The sequence below is a fragment of the Pseudomonas sp. P110(2024) genome (genome assembly GCF_057480795.1).
On record NZ_JBLIYT010000007.1, the window covers coordinates 283,651 to 307,582 of the forward strand.

The 23,932-nt window shown below is 65.5% G+C and carries 26 protein-coding genes and 1 pseudogene; 12 read left to right on the forward strand and 15 right to left on the reverse strand.

Annotated elements, in window-relative coordinates; translation table 11 throughout:
• The first annotated feature begins 45 nt into the window (after positions 1-45).
• Positions 46-1,017, forward strand: coding sequence for a magnesium and cobalt transport protein CorA (locus AC25ND_RS13715; protein WP_062361587.1), 972 nt, complete (start codon positions 46-48; stop codon positions 1,015-1,017).
• Between the two features lie 42 nt (positions 1,018-1,059).
• Here AC25ND_RS13715 and AC25ND_RS13720 read toward each other — a convergent pair whose 3' ends face one another.
• The gene (locus tag AC25ND_RS13720) at positions 1,060-1,785 is read right to left on the reverse strand and encodes an amidotransferase (protein ID WP_062361585.1); all 726 of its coding nucleotides are present in this window, start codon (positions 1,783-1,785) and stop codon (positions 1,060-1,062) included.
• A gap of 528 nt (positions 1,786-2,313) precedes the next feature.
• On the opposite strand from AC25ND_RS13720, the gene AC25ND_RS13725 reads away from it, so the two are divergent.
• Positions 2,314-3,117, forward strand: coding sequence for a c-type cytochrome (locus tag AC25ND_RS13725; protein WP_186597662.1), 804 nt, complete (start codon positions 2,314-2,316; stop codon positions 3,115-3,117).
• Between the two features lie 14 nt (positions 3,118-3,131).
• On the opposite strand, the gene AC25ND_RS13730 is transcribed toward AC25ND_RS13725, so the two are convergent.
• The 4 genes from AC25ND_RS13730 to AC25ND_RS13745 form a co-directional block, all read right to left on the reverse strand.
• A complete protein-coding gene (locus tag AC25ND_RS13730; RefSeq protein WP_028691757.1) occupies positions 3,132-3,464 on the reverse strand; it encodes a ribonuclease E inhibitor RraB in 333 nt (110 codons plus the stop codon).
• Positions 3,465-3,649: 185 nt separating this feature from the next.
• Entirely contained in the window at positions 3,650-3,886 is a 237-nt protein-coding gene (locus tag AC25ND_RS13735) for a hypothetical protein (protein WP_028691758.1), read from the reverse strand.
• A 144-nt stretch (positions 3,887-4,030) separates the two neighbouring features.
• Positions 4,031-6,106 (reverse strand): LTA synthase family protein, encoded by a 2,076-nt coding sequence (locus AC25ND_RS13740; protein ID WP_186597664.1) that lies wholly within the window; start codon positions 6,104-6,106, stop codon positions 4,031-4,033.
• A gap of 186 nt (positions 6,107-6,292) precedes the next feature.
• Entirely contained in the window at positions 6,293-6,484 is a 192-nt protein-coding gene (locus AC25ND_RS13745; protein WP_186597666.1) for a PLDc N-terminal domain-containing protein, read from the reverse strand.
• A 126-nt stretch (positions 6,485-6,610) separates the two neighbouring features.
• Here AC25ND_RS13745 and AC25ND_RS13750 point away from each other — a divergent pair, with 126 nt between their 5' ends.
• Complete coding sequence (locus AC25ND_RS13750; RefSeq protein WP_028691760.1) at positions 6,611-7,549, forward strand: ZIP family metal transporter; 939 nt, start codon at positions 6,611-6,613, stop codon at positions 7,547-7,549.
• 169 nt (positions 7,550-7,718) lie between these two features.
• Here the strand turns inward: AC25ND_RS13750 and AC25ND_RS13755 are convergent, their stop codons facing one another.
• Positions 7,719-8,249 (reverse strand): hypothetical protein, encoded by a 531-nt coding sequence (locus AC25ND_RS13755; RefSeq protein WP_062361581.1) that lies wholly within the window; start codon positions 8,247-8,249, stop codon positions 7,719-7,721.
• Between the two features lie 60 nt (positions 8,250-8,309).
• On the reverse strand, positions 8,310-8,831 hold the full coding sequence (locus AC25ND_RS13760) for an ankyrin repeat domain-containing protein (protein WP_088851854.1): 522 nt from the start codon (positions 8,829-8,831) through the stop codon (positions 8,310-8,312).
• Between the two features lie 285 nt (positions 8,832-9,116).
• Between AC25ND_RS13760 and AC25ND_RS13765 the strand changes: the two genes are divergently transcribed.
• Positions 9,117-9,389, forward strand: coding sequence for a DUF3509 domain-containing protein (locus AC25ND_RS13765; protein ID WP_028691763.1), 273 nt, complete (start codon positions 9,117-9,119; stop codon positions 9,387-9,389).
• A gap of 80 nt (positions 9,390-9,469) precedes the next feature.
• On the opposite strand, the gene AC25ND_RS13770 is transcribed toward AC25ND_RS13765, so the two are convergent.
• The 3 genes from AC25ND_RS13770 to aroC form a co-directional block, all read right to left on the reverse strand.
• A complete protein-coding gene (locus AC25ND_RS13770) occupies positions 9,470-10,006 on the reverse strand; it encodes an oxidase (protein WP_069017493.1) in 537 nt (178 codons plus the stop codon).
• On the reverse strand, positions 10,006-11,160 hold the full coding sequence (locus tag AC25ND_RS13775) for an MFS transporter (RefSeq protein WP_186597575.1): 1,155 nt from the start codon (positions 11,158-11,160) through the stop codon (positions 10,006-10,008). The genes AC25ND_RS13770 and AC25ND_RS13775 overlap by 1 nt, the downstream gene beginning before the upstream one ends.
• Before the next feature lie 128 nt (positions 11,161-11,288).
• On the reverse strand, positions 11,289-12,374 hold the full coding sequence (aroC, locus tag AC25ND_RS13780; RefSeq protein WP_028691766.1) for a chorismate synthase: 1,086 nt from the start codon (positions 12,372-12,374) through the stop codon (positions 11,289-11,291).
• Positions 12,375-12,526: 152 nt separating this feature from the next.
• On the opposite strand from aroC, the gene AC25ND_RS13785 reads away from it, so the two are divergent.
• A complete protein-coding gene (locus AC25ND_RS13785; RefSeq protein ID WP_062361573.1) occupies positions 12,527-13,486 on the forward strand; it encodes an alpha/beta hydrolase in 960 nt (319 codons plus the stop codon).
• A gap of 151 nt (positions 13,487-13,637) precedes the next feature.
• The gene (locus AC25ND_RS13790; RefSeq protein ID WP_062361571.1) at positions 13,638-14,420 is read left to right on the forward strand and encodes a hypothetical protein; all 783 of its coding nucleotides are present in this window, start codon (positions 13,638-13,640) and stop codon (positions 14,418-14,420) included.
• Positions 14,421-14,565: 145 nt separating this feature from the next.
• Here the strand turns inward: AC25ND_RS13790 and prmB are convergent, their stop codons facing one another.
• A complete protein-coding gene (gene prmB / locus AC25ND_RS13795; protein ID WP_028691769.1) occupies positions 14,566-15,474 on the reverse strand; it encodes a 50S ribosomal protein L3 N(5)-glutamine methyltransferase in 909 nt (302 codons plus the stop codon).
• 179 nt (positions 15,475-15,653) lie between these two features.
• Between prmB and AC25ND_RS13800 the strand changes: the two genes are divergently transcribed.
• The 5 genes from AC25ND_RS13800 (at position 15,654) to AC25ND_RS13820 (ending at position 18,375) form a co-directional block, all read left to right on the forward strand.
• Positions 15,654-16,244, forward strand: coding sequence for a cysteine hydrolase family protein (locus AC25ND_RS13800; RefSeq protein WP_062361569.1), 591 nt, complete (start codon positions 15,654-15,656; stop codon positions 16,242-16,244).
• Between the two features lie 88 nt (positions 16,245-16,332).
• Positions 16,333-16,653, forward strand: a complete 321-nt coding sequence (locus tag AC25ND_RS13805) for a hypothetical protein (RefSeq protein WP_028691771.1) — start codon at positions 16,333-16,335, stop codon at positions 16,651-16,653.
• A 116-nt stretch (positions 16,654-16,769) separates the two neighbouring features.
• On the forward strand, positions 16,770-17,330 hold the full coding sequence (locus tag AC25ND_RS13810) for a Smr/MutS family protein (RefSeq protein ID WP_062361568.1): 561 nt from the start codon (positions 16,770-16,772) through the stop codon (positions 17,328-17,330).
• Between the two features lie 69 nt (positions 17,331-17,399).
• Positions 17,400-17,945, forward strand: coding sequence for a GTP cyclohydrolase I FolE (gene folE, locus AC25ND_RS13815; protein WP_028691773.1), 546 nt, complete (start codon positions 17,400-17,402; stop codon positions 17,943-17,945).
• 58 nt (positions 17,946-18,003) lie between these two features.
• On the forward strand, positions 18,004-18,375 hold the full coding sequence (locus AC25ND_RS13820; protein ID WP_028691774.1) for a glutaredoxin family protein: 372 nt from the start codon (positions 18,004-18,006) through the stop codon (positions 18,373-18,375).
• A gap of 30 nt (positions 18,376-18,405) precedes the next feature.
• On the opposite strand, the gene AC25ND_RS13825 is transcribed toward AC25ND_RS13820, so the two are convergent.
• Positions 18,406-19,008: a glutathione S-transferase family protein gene (locus AC25ND_RS13825; RefSeq protein WP_069017490.1), complete on the reverse strand. Its 603-nt coding sequence runs from the start codon at positions 19,006-19,008 to the stop codon at positions 18,406-18,408.
• Between the two features lie 145 nt (positions 19,009-19,153).
• Here AC25ND_RS13825 and AC25ND_RS13830 point away from each other — a divergent pair, with 145 nt between their 5' ends.
• A complete protein-coding gene (locus AC25ND_RS13830) occupies positions 19,154-20,344 on the forward strand; it encodes a benzoate/H(+) symporter BenE family transporter (protein WP_050704631.1) in 1,191 nt (396 codons plus the stop codon).
• Positions 20,345-20,441: 97 nt separating this feature from the next.
• On the opposite strand, the gene AC25ND_RS13835 is transcribed toward AC25ND_RS13830, so the two are convergent.
• From AC25ND_RS13835 to AC25ND_RS13845, 3 genes and pseudogenes are all read right to left on the reverse strand, one after another.
• Entirely contained in the window at positions 20,442-21,314 is an 873-nt protein-coding gene (locus AC25ND_RS13835) for a methyl-accepting chemotaxis protein (protein ID WP_375547232.1), read from the reverse strand.
• Positions 21,300-22,475, reverse strand: a pseudogene (locus tag AC25ND_RS13840) (HAMP domain-containing protein); the annotation flags it as partial. The gene AC25ND_RS13835 and the pseudogene AC25ND_RS13840, both read right to left, overlap by 15 nt.
• 21 nt (positions 22,476-22,496) lie before the next feature.
• Entirely contained in the window at positions 22,497-23,894 is a 1,398-nt protein-coding gene (locus AC25ND_RS13845; protein WP_062361558.1) for an aminotransferase-like domain-containing protein, read from the reverse strand.
• Between the last annotated feature and the right edge of the window lie 38 nt (positions 23,895-23,932).

Genomic DNA, 23,932 nt, shown 5'->3' on the forward strand with positions numbered 1-23,932 from the left:
ACAGCCCAAGCTGTGTAGCGTGTTCAATCGGATAAGCGGACAACCATGGGTCGAGTCGTCGCATCGGCGGTGTACAGCGCCGGCAGGAAGGTCACCAACATCAGCCTTGACGAGGGCGCCGAATGGGCGCGCAAGCCCGGACACTTCGTCTGGATCGGCCTGGAAGAGCCCAATGCAGAGGAACTGGCCAACCTGCAGCGCCAGTTCGGCCTGCATGAGCTGGCCATCGAAGACGCCCTGGAGAAACATAGCCGGCCAAAACTCGAGACCTTCGGCGACGCGCTGTTCATCGTTACCTACTCGCCGGTACGCCACGAAGGAAAGCTCGAGTTCATCGAGACCCATATCTTCGCCGGCAACGGCTACATCATCACCTGCCGCAACGGTCACTCGAAGTCCTATGCCCTGGTGCGCCAGCGCTGCGAAGCGCGCCCGCTGCTGCTCGAACACGGCGAGGACTTCGTGCTCTACGCACTGCTGGATTTCGTCACCGAGAACTACCAACCGGTGAGCGAGGCCATCCACGGCGAGATCGAGGAGCTGGAACAGAGCGTACTCGGCAATTCGCTCAAGGAAGAAGACATCCAGCGCCTGCACAGCCTGCGCCGCGACATCCTGCGCCTGCGCCGCTACGTGGCGCCGATGGTGGAGATCAGCGAAGAACTGCAGCGCCTGAGCTTTCCGTTCATCGACAAGAACATGCGCCCGTACTTTCGCGACGTGCAGATCCATGTCACGCGGCAGATGGAGGACCTGGCCGGGATCCGCGACATCGCCAGCCAGACCATCGAGATCGGCATGCTGCTGGAGTCGTCACGGCAAAGCATCACCCAGCGCAAGTTCGCCGCCTGGGCGGCGATCCTGGCGTTTCCCACGGCGGTCGCCGGGATCTACGGGATGAACTTCGAGAACATGCCGGAGCTGGCCTGGCGCTATGGTTACTTCGGCGTGCTGGGGGTGATCGCCCTGGGCTGTTCGGGGTTGTACTACAGCTTCAAGCGTTCGGGCTGGCTGTAACGCCAATCGCGGGGGAACCCGCGATTGAGGTCGATGCGCCTCTCAGATCGCGCGGCGGCCGGGCTGCTGGACGAAACGCAGCATCCATTCGCCCACCAGATCCCCCTGGTGTTCGGTGGCCAGGCTGGCCACCGCCTTCTCATAGACTTCATTGCCCAGCGACGCCTGCCGCGCGTCGAGCAATGCCCGGGAGTAGTCGTGGACGAACTCCGGGTGTCCCTGGAAGCACAGCACCTGGTCACGGATGTGGTAGGCGGCGTTCGGGCAGAAGTCGCTCGAGGCGATGACCGTGGCCCCTTCGGGCAGCTCGGTGACCTGGTCCTGGTGGCTGATCAGCAGGGTCAGCTCGGACACCTGCGGGTCCATCCACGGCGCATGGGCCGCCAGGCTGTAACGGTGCACGCCCACCCCCCAACCTTTGTCGGCGCGCTCGGCCTTGCCGCCGAGGGTCAGCGCCAGCAACTGGTGGCCGAAACACACGCCCAGCAGTTTCTCGCCACGTTCGTAGAGCTTGAGCAGGTAGGCCTTGAGCGTCTGGATCCAGGGATCGTCGCCGAACGAGTCGGCCTTGCTGCCGGTCACCAGGTAGGCATCGAAGCGTTCGCCGTCCGGGGGGTAGTCGCCATTCATCACGTTGTACACATCGAATTCGGCCGCGATCGGCTGACGCGAAAACAGCTGCTCGAACATCCTGCCGTAGCCCTGGTACTGCGCGATCAACTCCGGTCGCAGGACATCGGTTTCAAGGATGCAGATGCGTAACGACATAGGGGTAGTCCTGAACGACATGTGGGTGGGATTTGCTGTAGAGACTGACGCGAAAGGGCCGTACAAGCAAGTAGGATATCCGGACGAACGGTAGGCCCTGTAACCCTTCGTAACCCCTGCCGCGCACTCGTCTAGCCTGAGCGTGCCAGCGGGGTGGCCAGTGGCCTTAAAGCCATGAGGAATCGACATGATAAATCTTAGAACAAAGGGTTCTGAATCAGGGATGACGCGGGCCCTACTGTTGGTTGTATATCCAGATATACGCGGCAAGCAGGAACGGCGTGCCATCACGCCGCTGCGATCGACCCGACGCTAGACAAGGAAGCCAAGGGTTATTCAGGAATAACAACAAGAAGGCGGTCCGCCATGTTCAGACAATCCAAGGTACGCCAAGCCGGCCTCATACTCTTCGCCACGACGCTGCTGCTGATCCTGCCGAACCTCACCCGGCTCTTCGGCTGAACGCGGCAGTGGCATTTTCCGATTGCGCGCAGGTACTCTGCCGACCTTGATGGTTGGAGATCGCCCATGCGCCTGTGTCTTGCCCTGCTCTGCCTGCTGCTCGCCCCGACATCGCCAGCGGCACAGCTGACGCTGGAACTGGGTGGGGATAGCCGGCACTGGAGCAGTGAACAGCTACTTGCCCATCCGCAGGCGCGGGATATCACCATCGAACAGGACGTGGCCTACAAGCGCACCTTGCATTACCGCGCCGTGCCTCTGGCTGTGCTGCTGCCGGGCGTGATCCCGAGCGATCACCTGCAGGCCGTGGCCCTCGATGGCTTCGCCGCCGAGATGCCCGCCGGGCCGCTGTTGCAGGCAGGCCCCGCGCAAGCCTGGCTGGCCATCGAGGCCCCCAGCCACCCTTGGCCCGCGCTGAGCAAAGGCAAGCCAGGCGCAGGGCCGTTCTACCTGGTATGGACCCAACCGCAGGCCAGTGGTATTCGCCCGGAACAATGGCCGTATCAGATCGCCAGCATCCGCCGCCTGCCCCGGGTCGAGACACGCTTCCCCGCCCTGCTGCCCGACCCGGCCCTGGCCGAGAACGACCCGGTGCGCCAGGGTTTTGCCCTGTTTCAGCAGAACTGCCTGGCCTGCCATCGCCTCAATGGCGCCGGCGACGCGCACCTGGGCCCGGACCTGAACCTGCCGCACAACCCCACCGAGTATTTCCAGCCGGCCTTCCTGCGCCAGTACATTCGCGACCCGCAGAGCCTGCGGCGCTGGCCACAGGCGAAGATGCCCGGGTTTTCCAGCCAGGTGCTGGATGAGCCGGCGCTCGATGCCGTGCTGGCGTACCTGAAGCATATGGCGGGGCGCAAAGCGCACTAATGGCCTCGCAGGGCCTAGGCGATCGGCCTTTCCTGCTTGACGCCCCAGCCCTCGACTTCGCCGCCATAGGGTGACACGACCCGTTCGAAGGCCTGCTCGAAGGCGCCGATGCCGCCATGGGTGGCGTACATCACCTTGCTCAGTTCCAGGTGCCAGGCACCGTCGTCGCGCTCGCTCACCTGGGCGTTGAGCGATTCGCCACGAAATTGCCCCGCCGCCCTGCGGGCACCGGCCTCGCTGGGGAACACGGCATAGAACTCGATGGGGTGGATGCGGGTGAAATCGAAACCGCCAGCTTTCATCTGGCGCAGGACACTGCTGCTGATGTCGTCGTTCTGGCTGCTCATGAAACGTCCTCCTGCAAAGCAATGGATAGACTTTCCGTGCACAACGCACCTGCCTGGCACACAAGGAATGCCTGACAATACGAGCGGATTGCAAGACGCGATGAAAACGGCGGCGGCCCGCAGAGAAGGCCGGCGCCTGACTTGAGCGTAGCGCCTGCGTGGGCGCTACGCCAGAGACACCCGGTTCAGGGCGCTTCGCGAATGGTGGTGATGGTCACGCCGCTCTGCTCCTTGAGCCAACGTGCCGTGGGGGAAAAGCTGCGGTCCTGGAAGTCGTTGAGGTCCAGTTCGTCCATGAGCGGAAACAGCCGCGAGCGGATCGCGCGGGCGGCATCCTCCTCGCTGGGGCATTGCTCGGCATTGAGCAGCAGCGTCTGCGGCTCGCCCTTCTGGTCGGCAAAGCTGACTTCCCATGCTTTCATCGATCGACCCTCGCTGGCGCAACGGTGAATGGAACGGCGTACTCACTTGACCATCGCGCCGGAATGAATGTTCAGCCACGTAGATGAAACCGCATGAAAAAAGCCCGCCGGTTCAGGGCGGGCTTCATGAGGCAGGCGGCGACCTTACTTCGGCGTGCCGTGGACGACACCGGCGGTGTTGTCCAGCAGGCTCTTGGTCGCGGTCTGGATATAGGCCTCGAGTTTCTTCAGCATTTCCGGCTGGTCCGGGCTTTCGATGAGTTCGGCCTTGAACTCGCGCCCCAACTGATAACGGTACATCCGCGGGGTCATGTCCTTGGACTCGATGAGGATGCGGTCGCCCTGCACCAGGCCAACGATCTGCTCGCTGCCCGACGGCTTGATCATGCCCACGCCCTGGTCGCCCTCAGGCAGGTTGAGCAGGTCGCGGCCCCAGCACTGGTGACGGGCCTGGCCACCCAGGCGGCCCATGATGGTCGGCACGATGTCGACCTGGGTGCCCACGGTGTGGTTGACCGCGCCGAACTTCTCCTGGATACCCGGGGCGATCAGCAGCAACGGCACGTTGAAGCGGCCCAGGTCCAGCTCGGTGACCTGCTGGTGGTTGCCGAAGCCGTGGTCGCCGACGATGACGAACAGTGTGTCCTTGAAATACGGCTCCTTGCGGGCCTTCTCGAAGAACTGGCCCAGCGCCCAGTCGGAATAGCGCATGGCGGTCAGGTGCTCGTCCAGGCGCCCTTGCCCGGTGACCTTCTCCACCGGCAGGTCCTTGGGCAAGGCGTACGGCGTGTGGTTGGAGAGGGTCTGCAGCAGCGCGTAGATCGGCTTCTTGCCGTCATGTTTGGCCAGCTCCTCGTTACCACGGTCGAACATGTCCTGGTCGGACACGCCCCAGGTCGGGTCGGAGAACACCGGATTGACGAAGTCGTTGCGGCCGATGAAGGTGGTCATGCCCTGGTTGCCGAAGAACCCGGACTGGTTGTCCCAGGCAAAGTCGCCGTTGTAGACGTAGACATCGTCATAGTCACGGGCACTGAGCAACGCCGGCAGGCCGGACAGCTTGTGGCCGCCTTCGGGGGTCTGCATCAGGTATTCGAAGCCCGGCAGGTTGGGGAAGCAGGCCATGGTGGCGAACATGCCCTGGTGGGTATGGGTGCCGTTGGAGAAGAAGCGGTCGAACAGCAACCCCTCCTTGGCCAGCTTGTCGAAGTACGGGGTGATGTTGTTCGGGCTGCCCAGGGCTCCCACCGAGTGGCCGGCGAAGCTTTCCATGAGGATGACCACGACGTTCTTGACCGCCAGGGTGTTCTTCTGCGGCGGCAGGAAGTCACGACGGATCGGTGCTTCGTCGGCATCGACCAGGGTGTCGTTGGCAGTCAGCAGTTGCTCGCGCACGGTCTGGGTGGCCAGCGGCTGGTCGAGTACCGGCTTCCAGATGTTGGCGCGGTCCTCGCCGAAGCGGCTCTTGGCGGCGTCGATCAGGGTCAGCGTACCGTTCAGGCCCAGCTGGTTGACGAAGTTCGAGTCGGTGGTGAAGGCATCGCCCCAACGCATTGGCGGGCCCTGGCGCAGGGTGCCACGTGCGGCGACCACGGCCACCAACAGCACGACCATGAACACCGCCAGGCGGCCATACCATGGCGCGACCTTGCGGCTGCCGGCGGGCTGGACGCTTTGCTCGCCACGGGTCAGGCGATCAATGCCCTTGAACAGCAAGCTCAGCAGCCAGGTGCCGACCAGCCAGGCCAGTAGGTAACGGACCACCGGGAAGCCGTACCAGAGCATGCTCATGACGGTCTTGGGGTCTTCCTTGATGTACTGGAACACCAGGCCATTCAGGCGCTGGTGGAACTCGCGGTAGAAGTCCATCTCCATCAGGCCGAGGAACATCACCACGCTCGAGGCGATGGTCAGCCAGAAGCGGAACAGCCCGCGGCGCGCCATCAGCCAGGGGCTGAGCAGCGCCAGCAGCAACGGGATGCTAATGTACACCACCACCCGCAGGTCGAAGCGCAGGCCATTGAAGAAGCCTTCGGCGACGGTGGAGTAAGGCGTGTCGCCGATCATGTCGCTGTTGTAGGCCAGCAGCGCCAGGCGCACCAGGCTGAGCATCAGCATGATCACCAGGCCACTGAGCACTGTGTAGGCCAGGTGGGATTTCAGGGTCGGCGAGAACGAGCCTCGCACGCTCTGTTGCTTCAAGGCGTCCGTGTTAGCCATGAATGGAGAGGTCCTAGGATTGCGGTTTGCGGGAAGGCGAGATCGCCGACAGCCTGGTGGTCGGCCCCTCGAACGCGAGGTGGGACCAAGGCCGCATTGTGCGGCGCGGATTTTCAAAAATCGAGTGTGAAAATTTTGTCGAGAGCAGCCGGCCCTTACAAAGTTACACAGTTGGGATGAGCGGCTTCAGATCCGCACATTGCCCCGTGGCCCGGCAATCGCCCAGATGATCAGCCCCAGCACCGGCAGCAGCAGGATCAGCAGGATCCACAGCACCTTGATGCCGACCTCGGCGCCGCTCTTGAGCACATTGAGAATGGCCCAGATATCCAGGGTCAGGATGATCAAGCCGACCAGGCTGTTGAAGGTGGACCCCATGGCGCCGCTCCCGCACGGTAAATGTGTTCAAGAGCATAGCGGGCTATGGCCTCGATAGAAGGGAATCCTTGGCCCGGCGCACAGGTCAGTGGATAAACTGCTGTCATTCACTGCTCCGAGGTTCACATGCCCCCCGCCCACACCCAAAGTGTCGCTCCCGACTCAATGCTCAGCGCCTGGCGACAACAGGCCCGGGAAACGCCATGGCTCAGCGCCGGCCTGGCCCTGAGCCTGCTGGCCGTCGCCGCGCTGTTGCTGGCGAGCCTGTGGAACGCGGTCAACGGCGACCACGCCGACAACCTGCACCTGGCCCTGCTCGGCGGGTTGTCGGGCTTCGGCGCCACCGCCCTGGGCGCTGTGCTGGCGGTGATCCTGCGCGACGTCAACGCCCGCACCCAGGATGTGATGCTGGGCTTTGCCGCCGGCATGATGCTCGCCGCCAGTTCGTTCTCGCTGATCCTGCCGGGCCTGGACGCCGCCCGCGAAATCACCGGCAACGGCCCGGCGGCGGCCTTCACCGTGGTCCTGGGCATGGGCCTCGGGGTGCTGCTGATGCTGGGCCTTGACCGCTTTACCCCGCACGAGCATGAAAGCACCGGCCCTTGTGGCCCGCAGGCCGAGCGGGTCAACCGGGTGTGGCTGTTCGTACTGGCCATCACCCTGCACAACCTGCCCGAGGGCATGGCCATCGGTGTGAGCTTCGCCAACGGCGACATGAACATCGGCCTGCCGCTGACCAGCGCCATCGCTATCCAGGACATTCCCGAAGGCCTGGCCGTGGCCCTGGCCCTGCGCGCCACGGGGCTTTCGAACTTCAAGGCGATGATGGTGGCGATCGGCTCGGGCCTGATGGAGCCGCTGGGCGCGGTGATCGGCCTGGGCATTTCCACTGGCTTCGCCTTGGCCTACCCGATCAGCATGGGCCTGGCGGCGGGGGCGATGATCTTCGTGGTGTCCCACGAGGTGATTCCGGAGACCCACCGCAACGGGCACCAGACCGCAGCGACGCTGGGGCTGATGGGCGGATTCGCGGTGATGATGTTTCTTGATACCGCGTTAGGTTGAGGCACACATCCTCCGGCCGTCCGCAATCCCTGTAGGAGCGGCCTTGTGTCGCGAAAGGGCTGCGAAGCAGCCCCGGCGATATCAGCTTGATACACGAATCCTCGGGGCGCTTCGCACCCCTTTCGCGACACAAGGCCGCTCCTACAGGGGAAGGTGCAAAATTCGTTGCTTAGACGTGCACCGCCACCTTCAGCGCCTCCAGCGCCGGCTCCACCTTGATGCCGACTGCCTCACCCAACTCCAGCACACGGGCCAGGTCGTTCTGCCCCACCATCACCATTTGCAGCTCGTCATCGAGCAACTGGCTGAAATTCAGCAGCACGTAGCCCCCGGCTTCCTTGTTCAACGCGCCCATCTGCACCTGGATGCGGTTGAGCGCGGTCAGCGCCTCGGTGCGCGCCAGCTGCTTGGGCTTGAGGGTGAACGGCACGCTCTTGTCGAACGAGTCGCTGATCTGCTGGAACAGGTCCTGGTAGCTGTCGGCCTGGAACAGCACGGTGTCGGGCAGGCTGCCGACCACCACCCATTCGCCCAGCGGGAACGGGAAGGTGTCGTCGTAGTTGATGTCCGGATTGGCGGCGAGGAAGGCGGCGGGGTCGGCGTAGGCCTGGGCGGCCTCGGCGGCGATGCGCTCGATGTCCTCATCGCGCATGCAGCCGGCGCCGATGAGGCGGATGAGTTCGAGCAACTGGTCTTTCATGGGGGGCCCTGCGGGTTGGCGTGAAAGGCGCCAAGGATAGCCGCAAACGCCCCCGAAGGGTTAGCCGGCCTTCGCCTCCAGGCGTGCGGCGGCATCCACCGCGCCCATGGTGCGCGCAGCCGTCAGCGCGGTGGCGCCGGCCGCGTCACGCCGTGCCGGATCAGCCCCCTGGGCCAGCAGGTAGTCGATGATCTCCAGGCGGTTGAACATCGCCGCCAGCATCAGCGCGGTGCGGCCGTCCGCGGCGGCGGCATCCACCGGCACGCCGTGCTCGAGCAGCAGGCGGATCATGGCCAGATCGCCCTTGAAGGCAGCGCCGGCAATCGGCAACTGGCCGTTGTCATTGGCAATCAACGGATCGGCGCCATGGGCCAGCAGCACCCGCACGGCGTCGTGGTGGCCATGGTAGCTGGCCAGCATCAACAAGGTGTCGCCCTTGTGGTTGCGCAGGTCGGCGGGCAGGCCACCGTCAAGCAAGCGGCCGAGCATCGTCGCGTCGCCGCGGCGGGCGCGCTCGAAGACCTCCTCGGCGAAGGCCGCGGTTTCTTCGGCGGTCATGGTGGCGGGCTGGTGATCGGACATCGGGAACCTCCTGGCATCTGGCAATGGGCCAAGTGTCCATCAGGCAACGGCGAGCGGTCCAAGGTTCAGATTCTATCGGCGGCACAGAGCCAGGCTATGACCATGGCCAGACCATGACCGTGCAAAATGCACTGTGCAAAATGCACGGGCGTGCAGATTGCAATGCACAATCTTGAGCAAACAAATTTAAGTCATTGATTTAAAAGCACTTTATCCAAATAAAAGGCTGGCACGGTCACTGCAATCATCAACTCAAGTCTGCCAGTACAACAGTCAGGAGTTGATATGGACCTCATCCAGGAAAAATTCGCCTCGGTTTTCGCCGCCTACCAGGTCACCACTCAGCCGCGTCCGGACGGTGGTGTCCTGCTGACCCTGCGCGCCAGCGACGGCGTGGTGACCCGCCGCGTGCTGACCTACGCGCAACTGCACAGTGCCGAGCAATTGTCCTGGGCGATCAGCGCCATCCGCCGCGACCTGGCCGGGCAGCCAAGCGAGCTGCCGGTAATCTCGATGCTGCAGAGCCAGCAGCGCTTCGCCCTGCCGACCTACCGCTGATCGCGCAACCCTCTTCGCGGGGCACGCCTGCGCTCACCCAAGGACAGCGTGAGCACAGGCGGCCCCGCGAGCCAATTCCTTTAGAATTCGTCGAGTCCGGCAAATTGCCTGGCAGTGGCATCGCCGGTGAACCGCGGCGGCACCGCCGAGTCACTGGCGAACAGACGCAGGGCCAGGCAGAACGGCGTGTCGCCCAGGTCCAGCCAGCGGCGCATGCCGGCCGGCACCACCAGCACATCATCCTTCTCGCACAGCACGGCGTACACCGCATCCCCCAGGCGCAGGCTGACCTGGACGCGCCCGCTGATCAGCGCGAACACTTCCTCGCCGTCATGCACATGCTCGTCGCGCAGGTCAGCCTGGCTCGGGTCGACGCCATCGCGGCTGAGCACGCCGAACACCCGGCTGCCATGGGCAGTCATCAACTGGTCGAGCGGCCCACGGCACGCGGCGACCACCTCATCCTGGCTGCTGCCCGGGCGCAGTCGCGCGCCAGACTGCCAGCGGCCGAAGCGCACGCCCTGCTCGGCCAGGGTCGCGGCGATGTCGTCGTGGTGGGTCAGCACCTTGTGCGGCAGTTCCGGGCTGGACGGGTCGAATACGCTGAGGATGCTCATCAGGGGTGGTTCCTGCTGTCTTTGAGTCGGAAGGCAATGATAACGGCTGCCGCGAGCGCCGCGACGCTGGCCATACCAAAGGTGAAGTGCGGGCCCAGCAATTTCCAGCTGTAGCCCGAGTACAGGGCGCCCAACGCGCCGCCGGTGCCCGAGAGCGCCGCGTACAACGCCTGGCCCTGGCCCTGCTGGCGGGCGCCGAAACTGGCCTGGACGAAGGCGATGGCCGCGGCGTGGAAGCAGCCGAACGTGGCCGCGTGCAACACCTGGGCGAACACCAGCACTGCCGGGATATCCGCCAGGTTGCCCAGCAGCAACCAGCGCAAGGCGGCCAGCACAAAGCTGGCCAGAAGCACCTTGCGCACGGAAAAACGGGCAAAGATCCGGCTCATGGCCATGAACACCAGTACCTCGGCCACCACTCCGAGCGCCCACAGCAGACCGATGGCACCACGGCTGTAGCCCAGGTGCTCCAGGTGCAGGGTGAGGAAGGTGTAGTACGGCCCGTGGCTGAGCTGCATGAGGGCCACGCACACATAGAAGGCCAGCACGCCGGGTGCCCGCACCTGCGCGAGGAAGCCCCCTGCCCCGCGCCGCTCGGTCTGCTCCACGGGTTGCGCGTTGGGCACCCAGAGGCTGGCGGCGACAATCCCGGCCATGATCGCCACCATCGCCACCGGGTAGATGTCCAGACTCAGCCATTCGAACAGGCGCCCAAGCCCGACAACCGCAAGGATGAAGCCGATCGAGCCCCATAACCGCACCTGGCTGTAACGCGCGGTCTGGCCATGCAAGTGGGCCAGGGTGATCACCTCGAACTGCGGCAGCACCGCATGCCAGAAGAACGCGTGCAGGGCCATGACCATCGCCAGCCAGGCATAGCTCTTGGCGAAGAAGATCAGCGAAAAGGTCGCCAGTGTCGCCAGCGCGCCCAGGCGCACGATCAGCAGGCGCTGGCCGCTGCGGTCGCCCAGCCAGCCCCACAGGTTGGGAGCGATGCAGCGCATCAACATGGGGATGGCCACCAGCTCGCCGATGCGTGGAGGGGAGAAACCCAGGTGGTCGAAATAAAGGGCCAGGAACGGCGCAGTGGAACCGAGCAGGGCGAAGTAGAAGAGGTAGAAGCTGGAGAGGCGCCAGTAGGGGATCGGGGGCATGCTTCAACCCTGTGGGGGCGCTGCGCACCCCTTTCGCGACACAAGGCCGCACCCACAGGATCCGCATGAATCCTGTGGGTGCGGCCTTGTATCGCGATGGGCCGCCACGCGGCCCCAGGATGAGTCGATCAACGCAAGACCGGCGTATCTACCCGAACATCGGCATTCTGCGCCCGGTGGCGCAGCAGGTGGTCCATCAAGGCGATGGCCATCATCGCCTCGGCGATCGGCGTGGCGCGGATGCCCACGCACGGGTCGTGACGGCCCTTGGTAATCACCTCGACCGGGTTGCCGTCGACGTCGATCGAGCGGCCCGGGGTGGTGATGCTCGAGGTCGGCTTGAGCGCCAGGTGGGCGACGATCGGCTGGCCCGAAGAGATACCGCCGAGGATGCCGCCGGCATTGTTGCTGAGGAAGCCCTCCGGGGTCAGTTCGTCACGGTGCTCGGTGCCACGCTGGGCGACGCTGGCAAAGCCGGCGCCGATTTCCACGCCCTTGACCGCGTTGATGCTCATCAGCGCATGGGCAAGCTCCGCGTCGAGGCGGTCGAAGATCGGCTCGCCCAGGCCCGGCATCACGCCTTCGGCGACCACGGTGATCTTCGCTCCCACCGAGTCCTGGTCACGGCGCAGCTGGTCCATGTAGGCCTCGAGCTCCGGCACCTTGTCCGGGTCGGGGCTGAAGAAAGCGTTCTGCTCGACCGAGTCCCAGGTCTTGAACGGGATCTCGATCGGGCCGAGCTGGCTCATGTAGCCGCGCACGCGGATGCCCTGGGTGGCCAGGTACTTCTTGGCGATGGCGCCAGCCGCCACACGCATCGCGGTTTCGCGCGCCGAGCTGCGGCCACCGCCGCGGTAGTCGCGGATACCGTACTTGTGGTGGTAGGTGTAGTCGGCGTGGGCCGGGCGGAAGAGGTCCTTGATCGCCGAATAGTCCTTGGACTTCTGGTCGGTGTTGCGAATCAGAAGCCCGATCGAGCAACCGGTGGTGCGGCCTTCGAATACGCCGGAGAGGATCTCCACTTCGTCCGGCTCCTGACGCTGGGTGGTGTGCCGGCTGGTGCCGGGCTTGCGCCGGTCGAGGTCGTGCTGCAGGTCGGCGAGCGAGATTTCCAGGCCTGGCGGGCAGCCGTCGACAATGGCGACCAACGCCGGACCATGGCTCTCGCCAGCGGTGGTGACAGTGAACAGCTTGCCGTAGGTATTGCCGGACATGGACGCTCCGCGAATCTGCCTGAAGTGGTCGAAACCGGCAGTATACGGAAAACAGCGGGGATTTGGGGGTCGTGCTTGCCCGGCGACGAGCCCCGCGAACCTTCAGCTTGGCCCAAGGTCGAAACATCAACTTCCCATGTAGTCCCCCATCCATGAAGTCGCGCCTCGCCGCCCTGCTCCTGCTGTTCTGCGCCAGCCTCGCCCAGGCAGCCCCCACCGTGCTGCAACGCCCCATCGACTTGGACACCGGCCAGGGCGTGCTGCATGGCAGCCTGCTGCTGCCGCAACAAGCCACCCCACCGCCGGTGGTGCTGATCATCGCCGGCTCCGGCCCTACCGACCGCGATGGCAACAACCCCGCCTCCGGACGCATCGACAACCTCAAGCGCCTGGCCCTGTTTCTGGCCGGCGAGCACATCGCCAGCGTGCGCTTCGACAAGCGTGGCGTGGCCGCTAGCCAGCCGGCCACGCCCGACGAGCGCGACCTCAGCGTCGAACGCTATGTCGCCGATGTGGTGGCCTGGGGGCGCGCGTTGCGCCAGGACCCGCGCTTCGGCCCACTGATCCTGGTCGGCCACAGCGAAGGCGCGCTGATCGCCAGCCTGGCCGCCGAGCAGGCCGGCGCCAGCGCGGTGATCACCTTGGCCGGCAGCGGCCGGCCGGTGGCTGATGTGCTGCGCGAACAACTGGCCCTGCGCCTGCCCCCGGCGCAACTGGCCGGGGGCGTGGCGCTGATCGACCGGTTGCAGGCCGGGCAGACCAGCCTCGACGTGCCCGCTCCGCTGCGTCAGGTGTTCCGCCCCAGCGTGCAGCCGTACCTGATCACCCTGCTGCATCAGGACCCGGCGGCGGCGTTCGCCCGGCTCAAGGTGCCCGCGCTGATCGTCCAGGGCCGCAACGACATCCAGGTGGAGGTGGCCGACGCCGAGCGCCTCAAGGCCGCCAAGCCCGACGCCCAACTGGCGCTGATCGACGGCATGAACCACATGCTGCGCATCAGCCCTCGGGAGATGGACCAGCAGCGGGACAGCTACCGCAATCCTGAATTACCGCTGGCCCGAGAGCTGGGAGAGCGCATCGTCCTGTTCATCCACGGGCTGCCGCAGGCCTGAAAGCACCCTCAGGTATTGGCTTGGCCTGCCGATAACGCGGCTAAGAAGGCAGTGATCCGGGGGCATGCGCGCCCGAATCGCGGGCAAGCCCACATCTGCGATGTCCTTGCAGGTACTGGCACCCGGCCGCCGTGCACCTGAGGATTCCCTGATGACCGATGCCCCCGCCGCCGAGGCGACCGAAGAACAAGCCCCGGAAAGCGCCCCGCTGCCCTGGGCGGAGCTTGCCGCCGAGCACTTCCAGTTGCTGCGCCTGGCGCCGCTGCCGACCGACCGCAACAGCGGCGCCCGCCCCCTGCGATTTGTCCAGTTCGGCTACGCCGAGCGCCACGACAAGGCCCACAGCCTGCTGCGCATGGAAATCCGCCTGCCGGGGCAGAAGGTGCGCAAGGAGCAGAACCAGCTGGACATCCGCGTCGACCATGAAACGCGCACAGTGCGCATCGGCGACCCGGCCGGCCTGCAGCTGGAGCCGCTGAACCGTGGCCTTGGCCGCTACCTGCTGGCGCAGGCGGTGCAGTGGCTGCAGCAGCGTTGCTCGCACTATCAGGTCGAGGGTATGAGCTTGCCGAACAAGGACGCTCTGAACGAAGACACCCGCCTGCGCCGCGACCGCGTGCTGAGCAGTGTCGGCCTGGCGGTGGAGTACACCGACGGCCAACTGCTCAAGGGGCGCTTGGTGGAAACGCCAGTGGGCCAGCTCAAGGGCGGCTGGAACACCGAGAAGGTCCAGCGCGTGGACAATCTCGAGGCCGCCGGCATGCTGCAGCAAGCCGAGCAGAACCTGATGGAGAAGGAAGCCCAGTTACGCGAACGTGACGAGCGCGTGGCCAAGTACCGCCGCGAGGACAGCGGCCTGCGCTTCACCATCACCTGCCTGGTGGCGTTCGCGGTATTCCAGGCCGGGTTGCTGATCTGGATCGCCACCCGCTGACCCGCCCCACGCGATCCCTGAGCGGCCTTGCGTCGCGAAAGGGCCGCAAAGCGGCCCCAGCAATCTTTGCATCAACACTGAATCCTGGGGCTGCTACGCTGCCCCTTTCGCGACACAAGGCCGCTCCAGGGGCGGTGTGAATCCGTCAGACCCGCGCCTTGAACAGCTCCTGATGTTGCCGGCACTGCTCGGCCGTCAGCATGAACACCCCGTGCCCACCGCGCTCGAACTCCAGCCAGGCGAAGTCCACCTCGGGATAGAGCGACTCGACGTGCACCTGGCTGTTGCCCACCTCGACGATCATCAGGCCCTTGTCGGTCAAGTGGTCGGCCGCCTCGGCCAGCATGCGCCGCACCAGGTCCAGGCCATCGTTGCCGCAGGCCAGTCCCAGCTCGGGCTCGTGGTGATACTCGGCCGGCATGTCGCCGAAATCCTCGGCATCGACATACGGCGGATTGGACAGGATCAGATCGAAGCGTTGCCCCGGCAGGCCGGCGAAACCATCGCCCTGCACGGTGTACACCCGCTCATCGAGGCCATGGCGCTCGATGTTCTGGTTAGCCACTTCCAGCGCATCGAAGGACAGGTCGGCCAGCACCACCTCGGCGTCCTGGAACACCTCGGCGGCGACGATGCCGATACAGCCCGAGCCGGTGCACAGGTCGAGGATGCGCGCCGGCTCCGCAGCCAGCCACGGCTCAAAGCGCTTCTCGATCAATTCACCGATGGGCGAGCGCGGTACCAGCACCCGCTCGTCGACGATGAACGACATGCCGCAGAACCAGGCCTCGCCCAGCAAGTAGGCGGTGGGCACGCGCTCTTCGATACGGCGCTTGAGCAGGTGCTGCAGGCGTACCGTTTCGTCATCCTCCAGCGCGCAGTCCAGGTAGCTGTCGGCCACCTCCCAGGGCAGGTGCACCGCGCCGAGCACCAGCAGGCGGGCTTCGTCCCAGGCGTTGTCGGCACCGTGGCCGAAGAACAGCTCATGTTCATGGAAGCGGCTGACCGCCCAGCGGATATGGTCGCGCAGGGTGCGCAGGCGGGATGTGATCACGAGGTACTCCTTTTCAGACAGGACAAAAGTCTAACAGCCCACACCACACATTTGTTTCCTCCGATGGCCAAACCGATAGCCACAAGCCAGCAACCACGCTGCCTGCGCTGTCAACCATTCACATTGGCGTCAAGGCAAGGGAGAATAGGAGCACAAAAGCCCTACCCAAGGAGCCCTTGATGTCCGTTCCAACCACGATGTTCCGCCTCACTGGCCGCGACTACCCGCCGGCCAAGCTGGGCCAAGCCAGCCTGATCGTCATCGACGCGCAGAAGGAATACCTGAGCGGTCCGCTGGCGCTGTCGGGCATGGACGAGGCCGTGGCGAACATTGCCAGGTTGCTCGATGCCGCCCGCAAGGCCGGCCGCCCGATCATCCACGTGCGCCACCTCGGCACCGTCGGCGGTCGCTTCGACCCCCAGGGCCCGGCGGGCGAGTTCATCCCGGGCCTGGAGCCGCGCGCCGGTGAGATCGTCATCGAAAAGCGCATGCCCAACGCCTTCAAGAACACCAAGCTGCACGAAACGCTGCAGGAGCTCGGCCACCTCGACCTGATCGTCTGCGGTTTCATGAGCCACTCCAGCGTCAGCACCACCGTGCGCCGCGCCAAGGACTATGGTTATCGCTGCACCCTGGTGGAAGACGCCTCGGCGACCCGCGACCTGGCCCTGAAGGACACCGTGATCCCCGCCGCGCTGATCCACCAGTGCGAAATGGCCGTGATGGCCGACAATTTCGCCTGCGTCGCCCCCACCGCCAGCCTGGTCTGAACCACGACCGCCCGGCGGACGGGCGGAACCCCAAGGTGACCCGCAGGTCGAAATCCGGATCAGCTCTACCAGATCCTGAGGAATTCGAATGAAGCTCAAAGGCAGTTTCGATGCCAAGCGCCTGCGCCAGCGCGAGCCGAGCAACTGGGGCGCGCGGGTTGCCGCCGCCCTATCCGTGCTGCTGGCCACCCTGGGCATACTGCTCGCCATGGCCGGCTTCGCCGGCCTGCTGGGCAATTACGCCGCGCTGGCCGAGCTCAATGCCAACCGCCCACTGTCGGCGATTCTCGTCGTGGTCGGGTTGCTGCTGCTGTGGATCGGCGTTCGTGTCTGGCGACGCAGCCGCATCCGCCTGCGCCGTGGCCGCGAGTTGAACCTGTCGCCGCACCTGATGAAGAAGCACGACTGACACACTCACACCTCCCCTGTAGGCGCAGCCTTGTGCTCCTGCACATAACAGCGCACAGCTCAAGGCTTCACTCCGACGCACAGTCGCGTAAACTACGCCGCCCACGTGGAGGCACCATGCAAGACGACGACTTTTCCCTCTTCCGCAGCCAAGTGCAGGGCGTCAAGCCGATCAAGCACGACCGCGCCGAAGTCGGCAAACCCAAGGCCGACCGCAAGCAGCTGGCCGGTCTGCGCCAGGCGGCGACCGTCCGCAGCGACCAGCCGCTGGTGATTGATGGCCTGTCCGACCAGTTCGTCATCGACGTTGGCGCCGAGGATGAACTGATGTGGCGCCGTGACGGCGTCCAGGAAACCCAGATCCGCAAGCTCAAGCTCGGCCAGATCGCCTTCGAGGGCAGCCTCGACTTGCATGGCATGAGCGTCGAGAAGGCCCGCGAGACACTTTGGGACTTCATCGCCGAGGCGACCAAGCTCGAAGTGCGCTGCGTGCGCGTCACCCACGGCAAGGCCGCGCGCCTGGACGGCAAGCGCCCGATGATCAAGAGCCACGTCAACACCTGGCTGCGCCAGCACCCGCAGGTGCTCGGCTTCGCCTCATGCCAGGCCCGCCACGGCGGTACCGGCGCGGTGTACGTGATGCTCAAGCGAACCATGCTCGAAGGCCGCGACGAGTGACATCGCGCTTGCAGCGCCGCCGTCGCCGCCGTACCCTTCGCCTTTGCGAAATTTTCCACAGGTAGATCCATGTCCCTGGAACAAAACTACACCGCGATCCTCAGCCAGATCGGCGAGGACGTCTCCCGCGAGGGCCTGCTCGACACGCCCAAGCGGGCCGCAAAGGCCATGAAATACCTTTGCCGCGGTTATGAGCAAACCCTGGAAGAAGTGACCAACGGCGCGTTGTTCACCTCCGACAACAGCGAAATGGTGCTGGTCCGGGATATCGAGCTGTACTCGATGTGCGAACACCACATGCTGCCGTTCATCGGCAAGGCCCACGTGGCCTACCTGCCCAAGGGCAAGGTGCTGGGCCTGTCCAAGGTGGCGCGGATCGTCGACATGTACGCTCGTCGCCTGCAGATCCAGGAAAACCTCAGCCGCCAGATCGCCGAGGCCGTGCAGCAGGTGACCGGCGCCGCGGGCGTGGCGGTGGTCATCGAGGCCAAGCACATGTGCATGATGATGCGCGGTGTCGAAAAGCAGAACTCGACCATGCTCACCTCGGTGATGCTCGGCGAGTTCCGCGAGAACGCCTCCACCCGTAGCGAGTTCCTCAGCCTGATCAAGTGATCGGCCTGTGTTCCGAGCCGACCCCATGGGGTCGGCTTTTTCATTTCAGGAGTTGCCCATGATCGTCAAAGCCCTGCGAGTCGGCCTCGGCCAGCTAATCGTGTTCGGCGACTGGATCAGTCGCCCGGCGAAAAAACAGCGCGATGCCGCGGCCCAGGCCCAGGTCGAGCAGCAGGCCAAGGACCTGGCGCTGTACCAGTTCCACGCCTGCCCGTTCTGCGTGAAGACCCGTCGCACCCTGCACCGCCTGAACGTACCGGTGGCACTGCGCGATGCCAAGAACGACCCGCAGCACCGCCAGGCGCTGCTCGAAGGCGGCGGCCGGGTGAAGGTACCGTGCCTGCGGATCGAGGAGGACGGCAAGGTGACCTGGATGTATGAGTCCAAGGACATCATTGCCTATCTGGACAAACGCTTCGCGGCGGCCTGACCGCTCCTACACAGGGTGCAATGAGGCCGGTCAATCCACCATCGGCACATGCCGTGGATGGCTGGCCACCCGCGCCAGCCAGGCCTGCACGGCCGGGTAACCCGCCAGGTCAAAGCCCCCCTGATGCGCCACATGAGTATAGGCGTACAACGCTACATCGGCGATGGAGTACTGTTCGCCGACCAGGTAAGGCGTCATTTCCAGCTGTTTGTTCATCACCTTGAGCGCCTTGTAGCCGCCCTTGTGCAGCCCCCTGTACTCCTCCAGGCGCTCGTCGGGCAAGCCCAGGTAGAACTGGATGAAGCGCGCCACGGCAATGTACGGCTCGTGGCTGTACTGCTCGAAGAACTGCCACTGCAGGACCTGGGTACGCAAGCGTGGCTCGCTGGGCAGGAACTCGCTGCCATCGGCCAGGTAGTTGAGAATCGCGTTGGACTCCCACAAGCACGTGCCGTCCTCGAGCTTGAGCACCGGCACCTTGCCGTTGGGGTTCATGGCCAGGAACGCGGGGGTTTCGGTCTCGCCCTTGAGAATATCCACCGGGTGCCACTCATACGGACGGTCGAGCAGGCTCAGCATCAGCTTGACCTTGTAGCAGTTGCCCGACTGGTAATCCCCATACACCTTGTACATCGCCCCTCCCCTTTTTACGCAGTTGCGCAGTAATACCCCATAGTTGGCGACTGTACGGCTAAATGCAATGCCTGCTGTATGGCAAGGATCACGCCATTGCACGGTAGCCTGAAAAAACTGCTTACACCTGTACAAGGAATTCCCCATGACCGATGCCACCTCCGCGCGCCTGCGGCCGCTGGCGGACAGCTCCCCATCGGCGGTCGTCGCCGGCTTCATCGCCATGCTCACCGGCTATACCAGCTCGCTCGTGCTGATGTTCCAGGCCGGCCAGGCCGCCGGCCTGACCAGCGCGCAGATCTCGTCGTGGATCTGGGCCCTGTCGATCGGCATGGCGGTGTGCAGCATCGGCCTGTCGCTGCGCTACCGTACCCCGGTCACCGTGGCCTGGTCGACACCCGGCGCGGCGCTGCTGATCACCAGCCTCGGCGGCGTCACCTACGGCGAGGCCATCGGCGCCTATATCACCTGCGCCGTGCTGGTGCTGATATGCGGCCTGACTGGCAGTTTCGAGCGCTTGGTGCGGCGCATCCCCGCCTCGCTCGCCTCGGCCCTGCTGGCCGGCATCCTGTTCAAGATCGGCAGCGAAATCTTCGTCGCCGCCCAGCATCGCACGGTGCTGGTGCTGGGCATGTTCTTCAGCTACCTGCTGGTCAAGCGCCTGTCACCGCGCTACTGCGTGCTGGCCGCGCTGCTGGTCGGCACGGCGCTGTCCGGTGCCCTGGGGCTGCTGGACTTCAGCGGCTTCCAGCTGGAAATCGCCACTCCGGTGTGGACCACGCCGAGCTTCTCGCTGGCGGCGACCATCAGTATCGGCATCCCACTGTTCGTGGTGGCCATGACCTCACAGAACATGCCCGGCGTCGCCGTGCTGCGCGCCGACGGCTACCAGGTGCCGGCCTCGCCGCTGATCTCGGCCACCGGGTTCGCCTCGCTGCTGCTGGCGCCGTTCGGCTCCCACGGCATCAACCTGGCGGCGATCAGCGCGGCGATCTGCACCGGGCCGCATGCCCATGAAGACCCGGCCAAGCGCTACACGGCGGCGGTGTGGTGCGGGATCTTCTACGGCATCGCCGGCACCTTCGGCGCGACCCTGGCGGCGCTGTTCGGCGCCCTGCCCAAGGAACTGGTGCTGTCGATCGCCGCCCTGGCGCTGTTCGGCTCGATCATGAACGGCCTGAGCGTGGCCATGGGCGAGGCGCGCGAGCGCGAGGCGGCGCTGATCACCTTCATGGTCACGGCGTCGGGGTTCACTCTGTTCTCGATCGGCTCGGCGTTCTGGGGGATCGTGGCGGGGGTGTTGACCTTGCTGATCCTCAGTCCGCGCAGGGGCTGACAACCCTATCGCGGGGCAAGCCCGCTCCCACGCCCAGACCCCGTGAGCGGGCATGCGTGGGAGCGGGCTTGCCCCGCGATAGGGCCGCCACAGCCAATCACAGGCGAAAGTGCCCCACCATCCCCTTCAGGTCACTGCCCAGCTGCGCCAGCTCGACGCTTGAGCGGGCATTGTCCTGCATCGCCAGCGCCGCCTGGTCGGCGCTGCCACGGATCTGGGTGACGCTGCGGCTGATTTCCTCCGCCACCGAACTCTGCTGCTCGGCCGCCGCAGCAATCTGCTGATTCATCTGCTGGATCAACGACACCGCCGCGGCGATGCTGCCCAGGGCGCTCTCGGTCTGCAGCGTGTCGGCCACCGCCAGGCGCACCAGCTCGGTGCTGCCACGGATCTGCGTCACCGACTGCTGGGCGTTGCCGCGCAGGCTGGCGACCAGCCGTTCGATCTCCTCGGTGGACTGCTGGGTACGCCGGGCCAGCGCGCGCACTTCATCGGCCACCACGGCGAAGCCACGGCCCTGCTCGCCGGCGCGGGCCGCCTCGATCGCCGCGTTGAGCGCCAGCAGGTTGGTCTGTTCTGCCACGCTCTTGATCACCTCCAGCACATCACCGATGGTATGGATCTCGGCGCTGAGACTGTCGATACCACTGCTGGCGGTTTCGGCCGCCACCGCCAGCTGCTCGATGCGCTGCATGCTCTGGCGTACCACCTGCTGCCCCGACTCGACCTTGTCGTCAGCATCCTGGGCCGCCTGGGCTGCCTGCTCGGCGTTGCGCGCCACATCGTGAACCGTCGCGGTCATCTGCTGCATGGCAGTGGCCACCTGCTCGGTCTCGTCCTTCTGGCTGCCCACTTCGCGGTTGGTCTGCTCGGTCACCGCCGACAAGGCCTGGGCGCTGCCGGCCAGCTGGTCGATACCCTGCTGCAGGCCACTAACGATGCCCGACAGTCCCTCGGCCATCTGCTGCATGGCCTGCAGCAGCTGACCGACCTCGTCGGCACGCGGCGGCTCGGCCTCGATACCCAACTCGCCTGCGGCAATGCGCCGGGCACGGCTGATCACCCGCTTGAGCGGCGCGACCACGGCGCGGGTGATCAACCAGGCCGCCAGCACGCCTACCAGCAGAGCCAGGGCCGTGGCCGCGGCGATGGCCACGGTGTTGCGCGCAAGCTCCGCCTGCATGGCCTGCTCCTGGGCGACGTAGGCCTGGTCGACTCGCGTGGTGACCTGCTCGGCCCGGGCCTGCAACTGATCCTTGATCCCCCGCTCCTGGCCCAGCAGGTCGGTGTACTCGTTGAGTTTTTCGGAAAAACTCGCGATATGCCCGGCCACTTCGCCCAGCACGCTCTGGTAGCCGGCGTCGGTGACCGCCGACTTGAGCTGCTCCACCAGGCCGGCCGCCTCCACCGTTTGGGCGATGCGCCCCTCGGCAACGGCCTCGCCGCCCTTGCGGCTCTGCTCCAGGCGTACCCGGGCCTCGTCCATGGCCTGCAGCATCAGCCGCGACACCTGCGCCACCTGCCCGGCCTGCTCGAGGAACTCACCGCCCTGCTGCCCCTGGGACTGCTTGAGGGTATAGGTGCCATCGTCGGCCAATCCGGCCTGTAGCACATCGAGGTTGTTGGCCACGCTCGACACCGACCAGCTGGCCATGTCCAGCGCCAGCTCCTTGGCCTGCACGGCCTGGACGAACTGATCGAAGGCCTGCCCGTAGGCGTTAAGGTCGGCCTCGGCCCAAGACAGCGCCGGCACCGCGCGGGCCCGCTCCACCAGCCCCTGCAGGCCAGTACGCAGGGCATCGGCCTCCTTGACGTCCGAGCGCAGGGCGAAGGCCTGTTCGTGCTGGCGCAGCTTTAACAGGTCAGTGTTGAACTGGGCCATCTGCCGCAGCTCCTCGAAGCGCTGGCCGACGTTGCCCAGGGCGTACACACCGATGGCGGCCACCACCAGGGTGAGCAGCAACACCAGGGCGAAACCCAGGCCCAACTTGCGCGCCATGCCCAGGTTGGCCAATACACCGTGCTTGGTCGCCGTCATCACCGCCCTCCTCGCCTTTTGGCCCTCTGCCAACGGCAAGAGTGACAATGGCGCCGACCTCGTCACAAGGGGCGGGCGCGCGAATGGTGTCATTTAGCTATGAGCGTGTCGCTTTCAGACTGCCGGAGGTCGCCCCGCATGCCGGAAGAACGCCTGGGCCCGGGAATCCTGTCCATAGGCGACATTGATCCGCAGCCAGTCACTGGCCCGCCCCTGCGGATCGAAGGCGCTGCCCGGGGTGAGCAGCACCGCATGCTCCAGCGCCAATCGCTCCAGCTCGGCAAAGTCGCGCCCAGGCACCCGGGCCCATACGAACATGCCGCCTACCGGCTCGCAAAACACCTTCCAGCCGCAGGCCTCCAGCTGCCCCAAGGTCCTGGCCCGGTGCTGACCCAAGCGCAATCGCAGACGCTGCACGCTCTTGCGGTAGCCGCCATTGGCCAGCATCTGCCCGACCACCTGTTCGGCGAAGCGCGAGGTGCCAATGCCAGCCACCATCTTCAGTTCGGCCAGGCGCGCGATCAACGGCGGGTCGGCCACAAGATAGCCGACCCGCAACGAACTGCTGAGGGTCTTGGAGAAACTGCCGATGTAGATCACCCGCTGCTCGCTGTCGAGGGTCGCCAGGCGCGTGGCCGGGCCGTCCTGGAAGTCCGCATACAGATCGTCCTCGACGATCCGCAGGTCATGCTCACGGGCCAGTTCCAGCAAGCGGTAGGCCACCTTGGGCGTCAGGCAGGTGCCAGTCGGGTTCTGGTACAGGCTGTTGATGAACAGGCACCGGGGCTGGTGCTCGGCCAGCAACTGCTCGAGCACCACCAGGTCCGGGCCAGTGGCGGTGCGCGGCACCTCGAGCATGTGCACACCGTGCAGGCGCAGCAAGTTGTAAAGGTTGTAATAGCCGGGGCGCTCCACCAGCACTGTATCGCCCGGATTCAGCAAGGTTCGCACCAGCAGGTCCAGGGCATGGCTGGCGCCCTGGGTGGTGACGATCCGCTCCGGCTCGGCGGCGATATCCAGCCGCGCCAGCCCCTTGTGCAGTTGCAGACGCAGGCTGGCCAGGCCCTGGGGCGGGCAGTAGTCGAACAGCGCCTCGGGCGCGCCGCGGCTGACCTGGCGGATGGCCTGGGCCAGCTCGGCTTCGGCGCGCCAGGCCACCGGCAGCCAGCCGCAGCCGAGCTTGAGCAATTGCTCATGGCCTTCGCGAAACTGCCGCCAACTGCCGTCGATCGCCTCACCCCAGGACTCCCCAGGGTCGGGCCGCAGGCCCGGTTTGCGCTCGGCGACAAAGAAGCCCGCGCCATGCCGCGCCTGCAGCCAGCCGTTGGCCGCCAGGCGGTCGTAGGCCTCGATTACGCAGGAGGCGCTTACCGCCTGGGCCTTGGCCAGCGCGCGGATCGACGGCAAGCGCGCACCGGGGCGCAGGCGCTGCTGTTCGATCCAGGCCTGCAGGTGCTCGGTCAGTTGCTGGACCAAGGGGATGGGAAGATCACGATCAAGATGAAAATGCATGGCAAGTGTTCGATGTTTTCAGGCAAACAGTTAAGCAT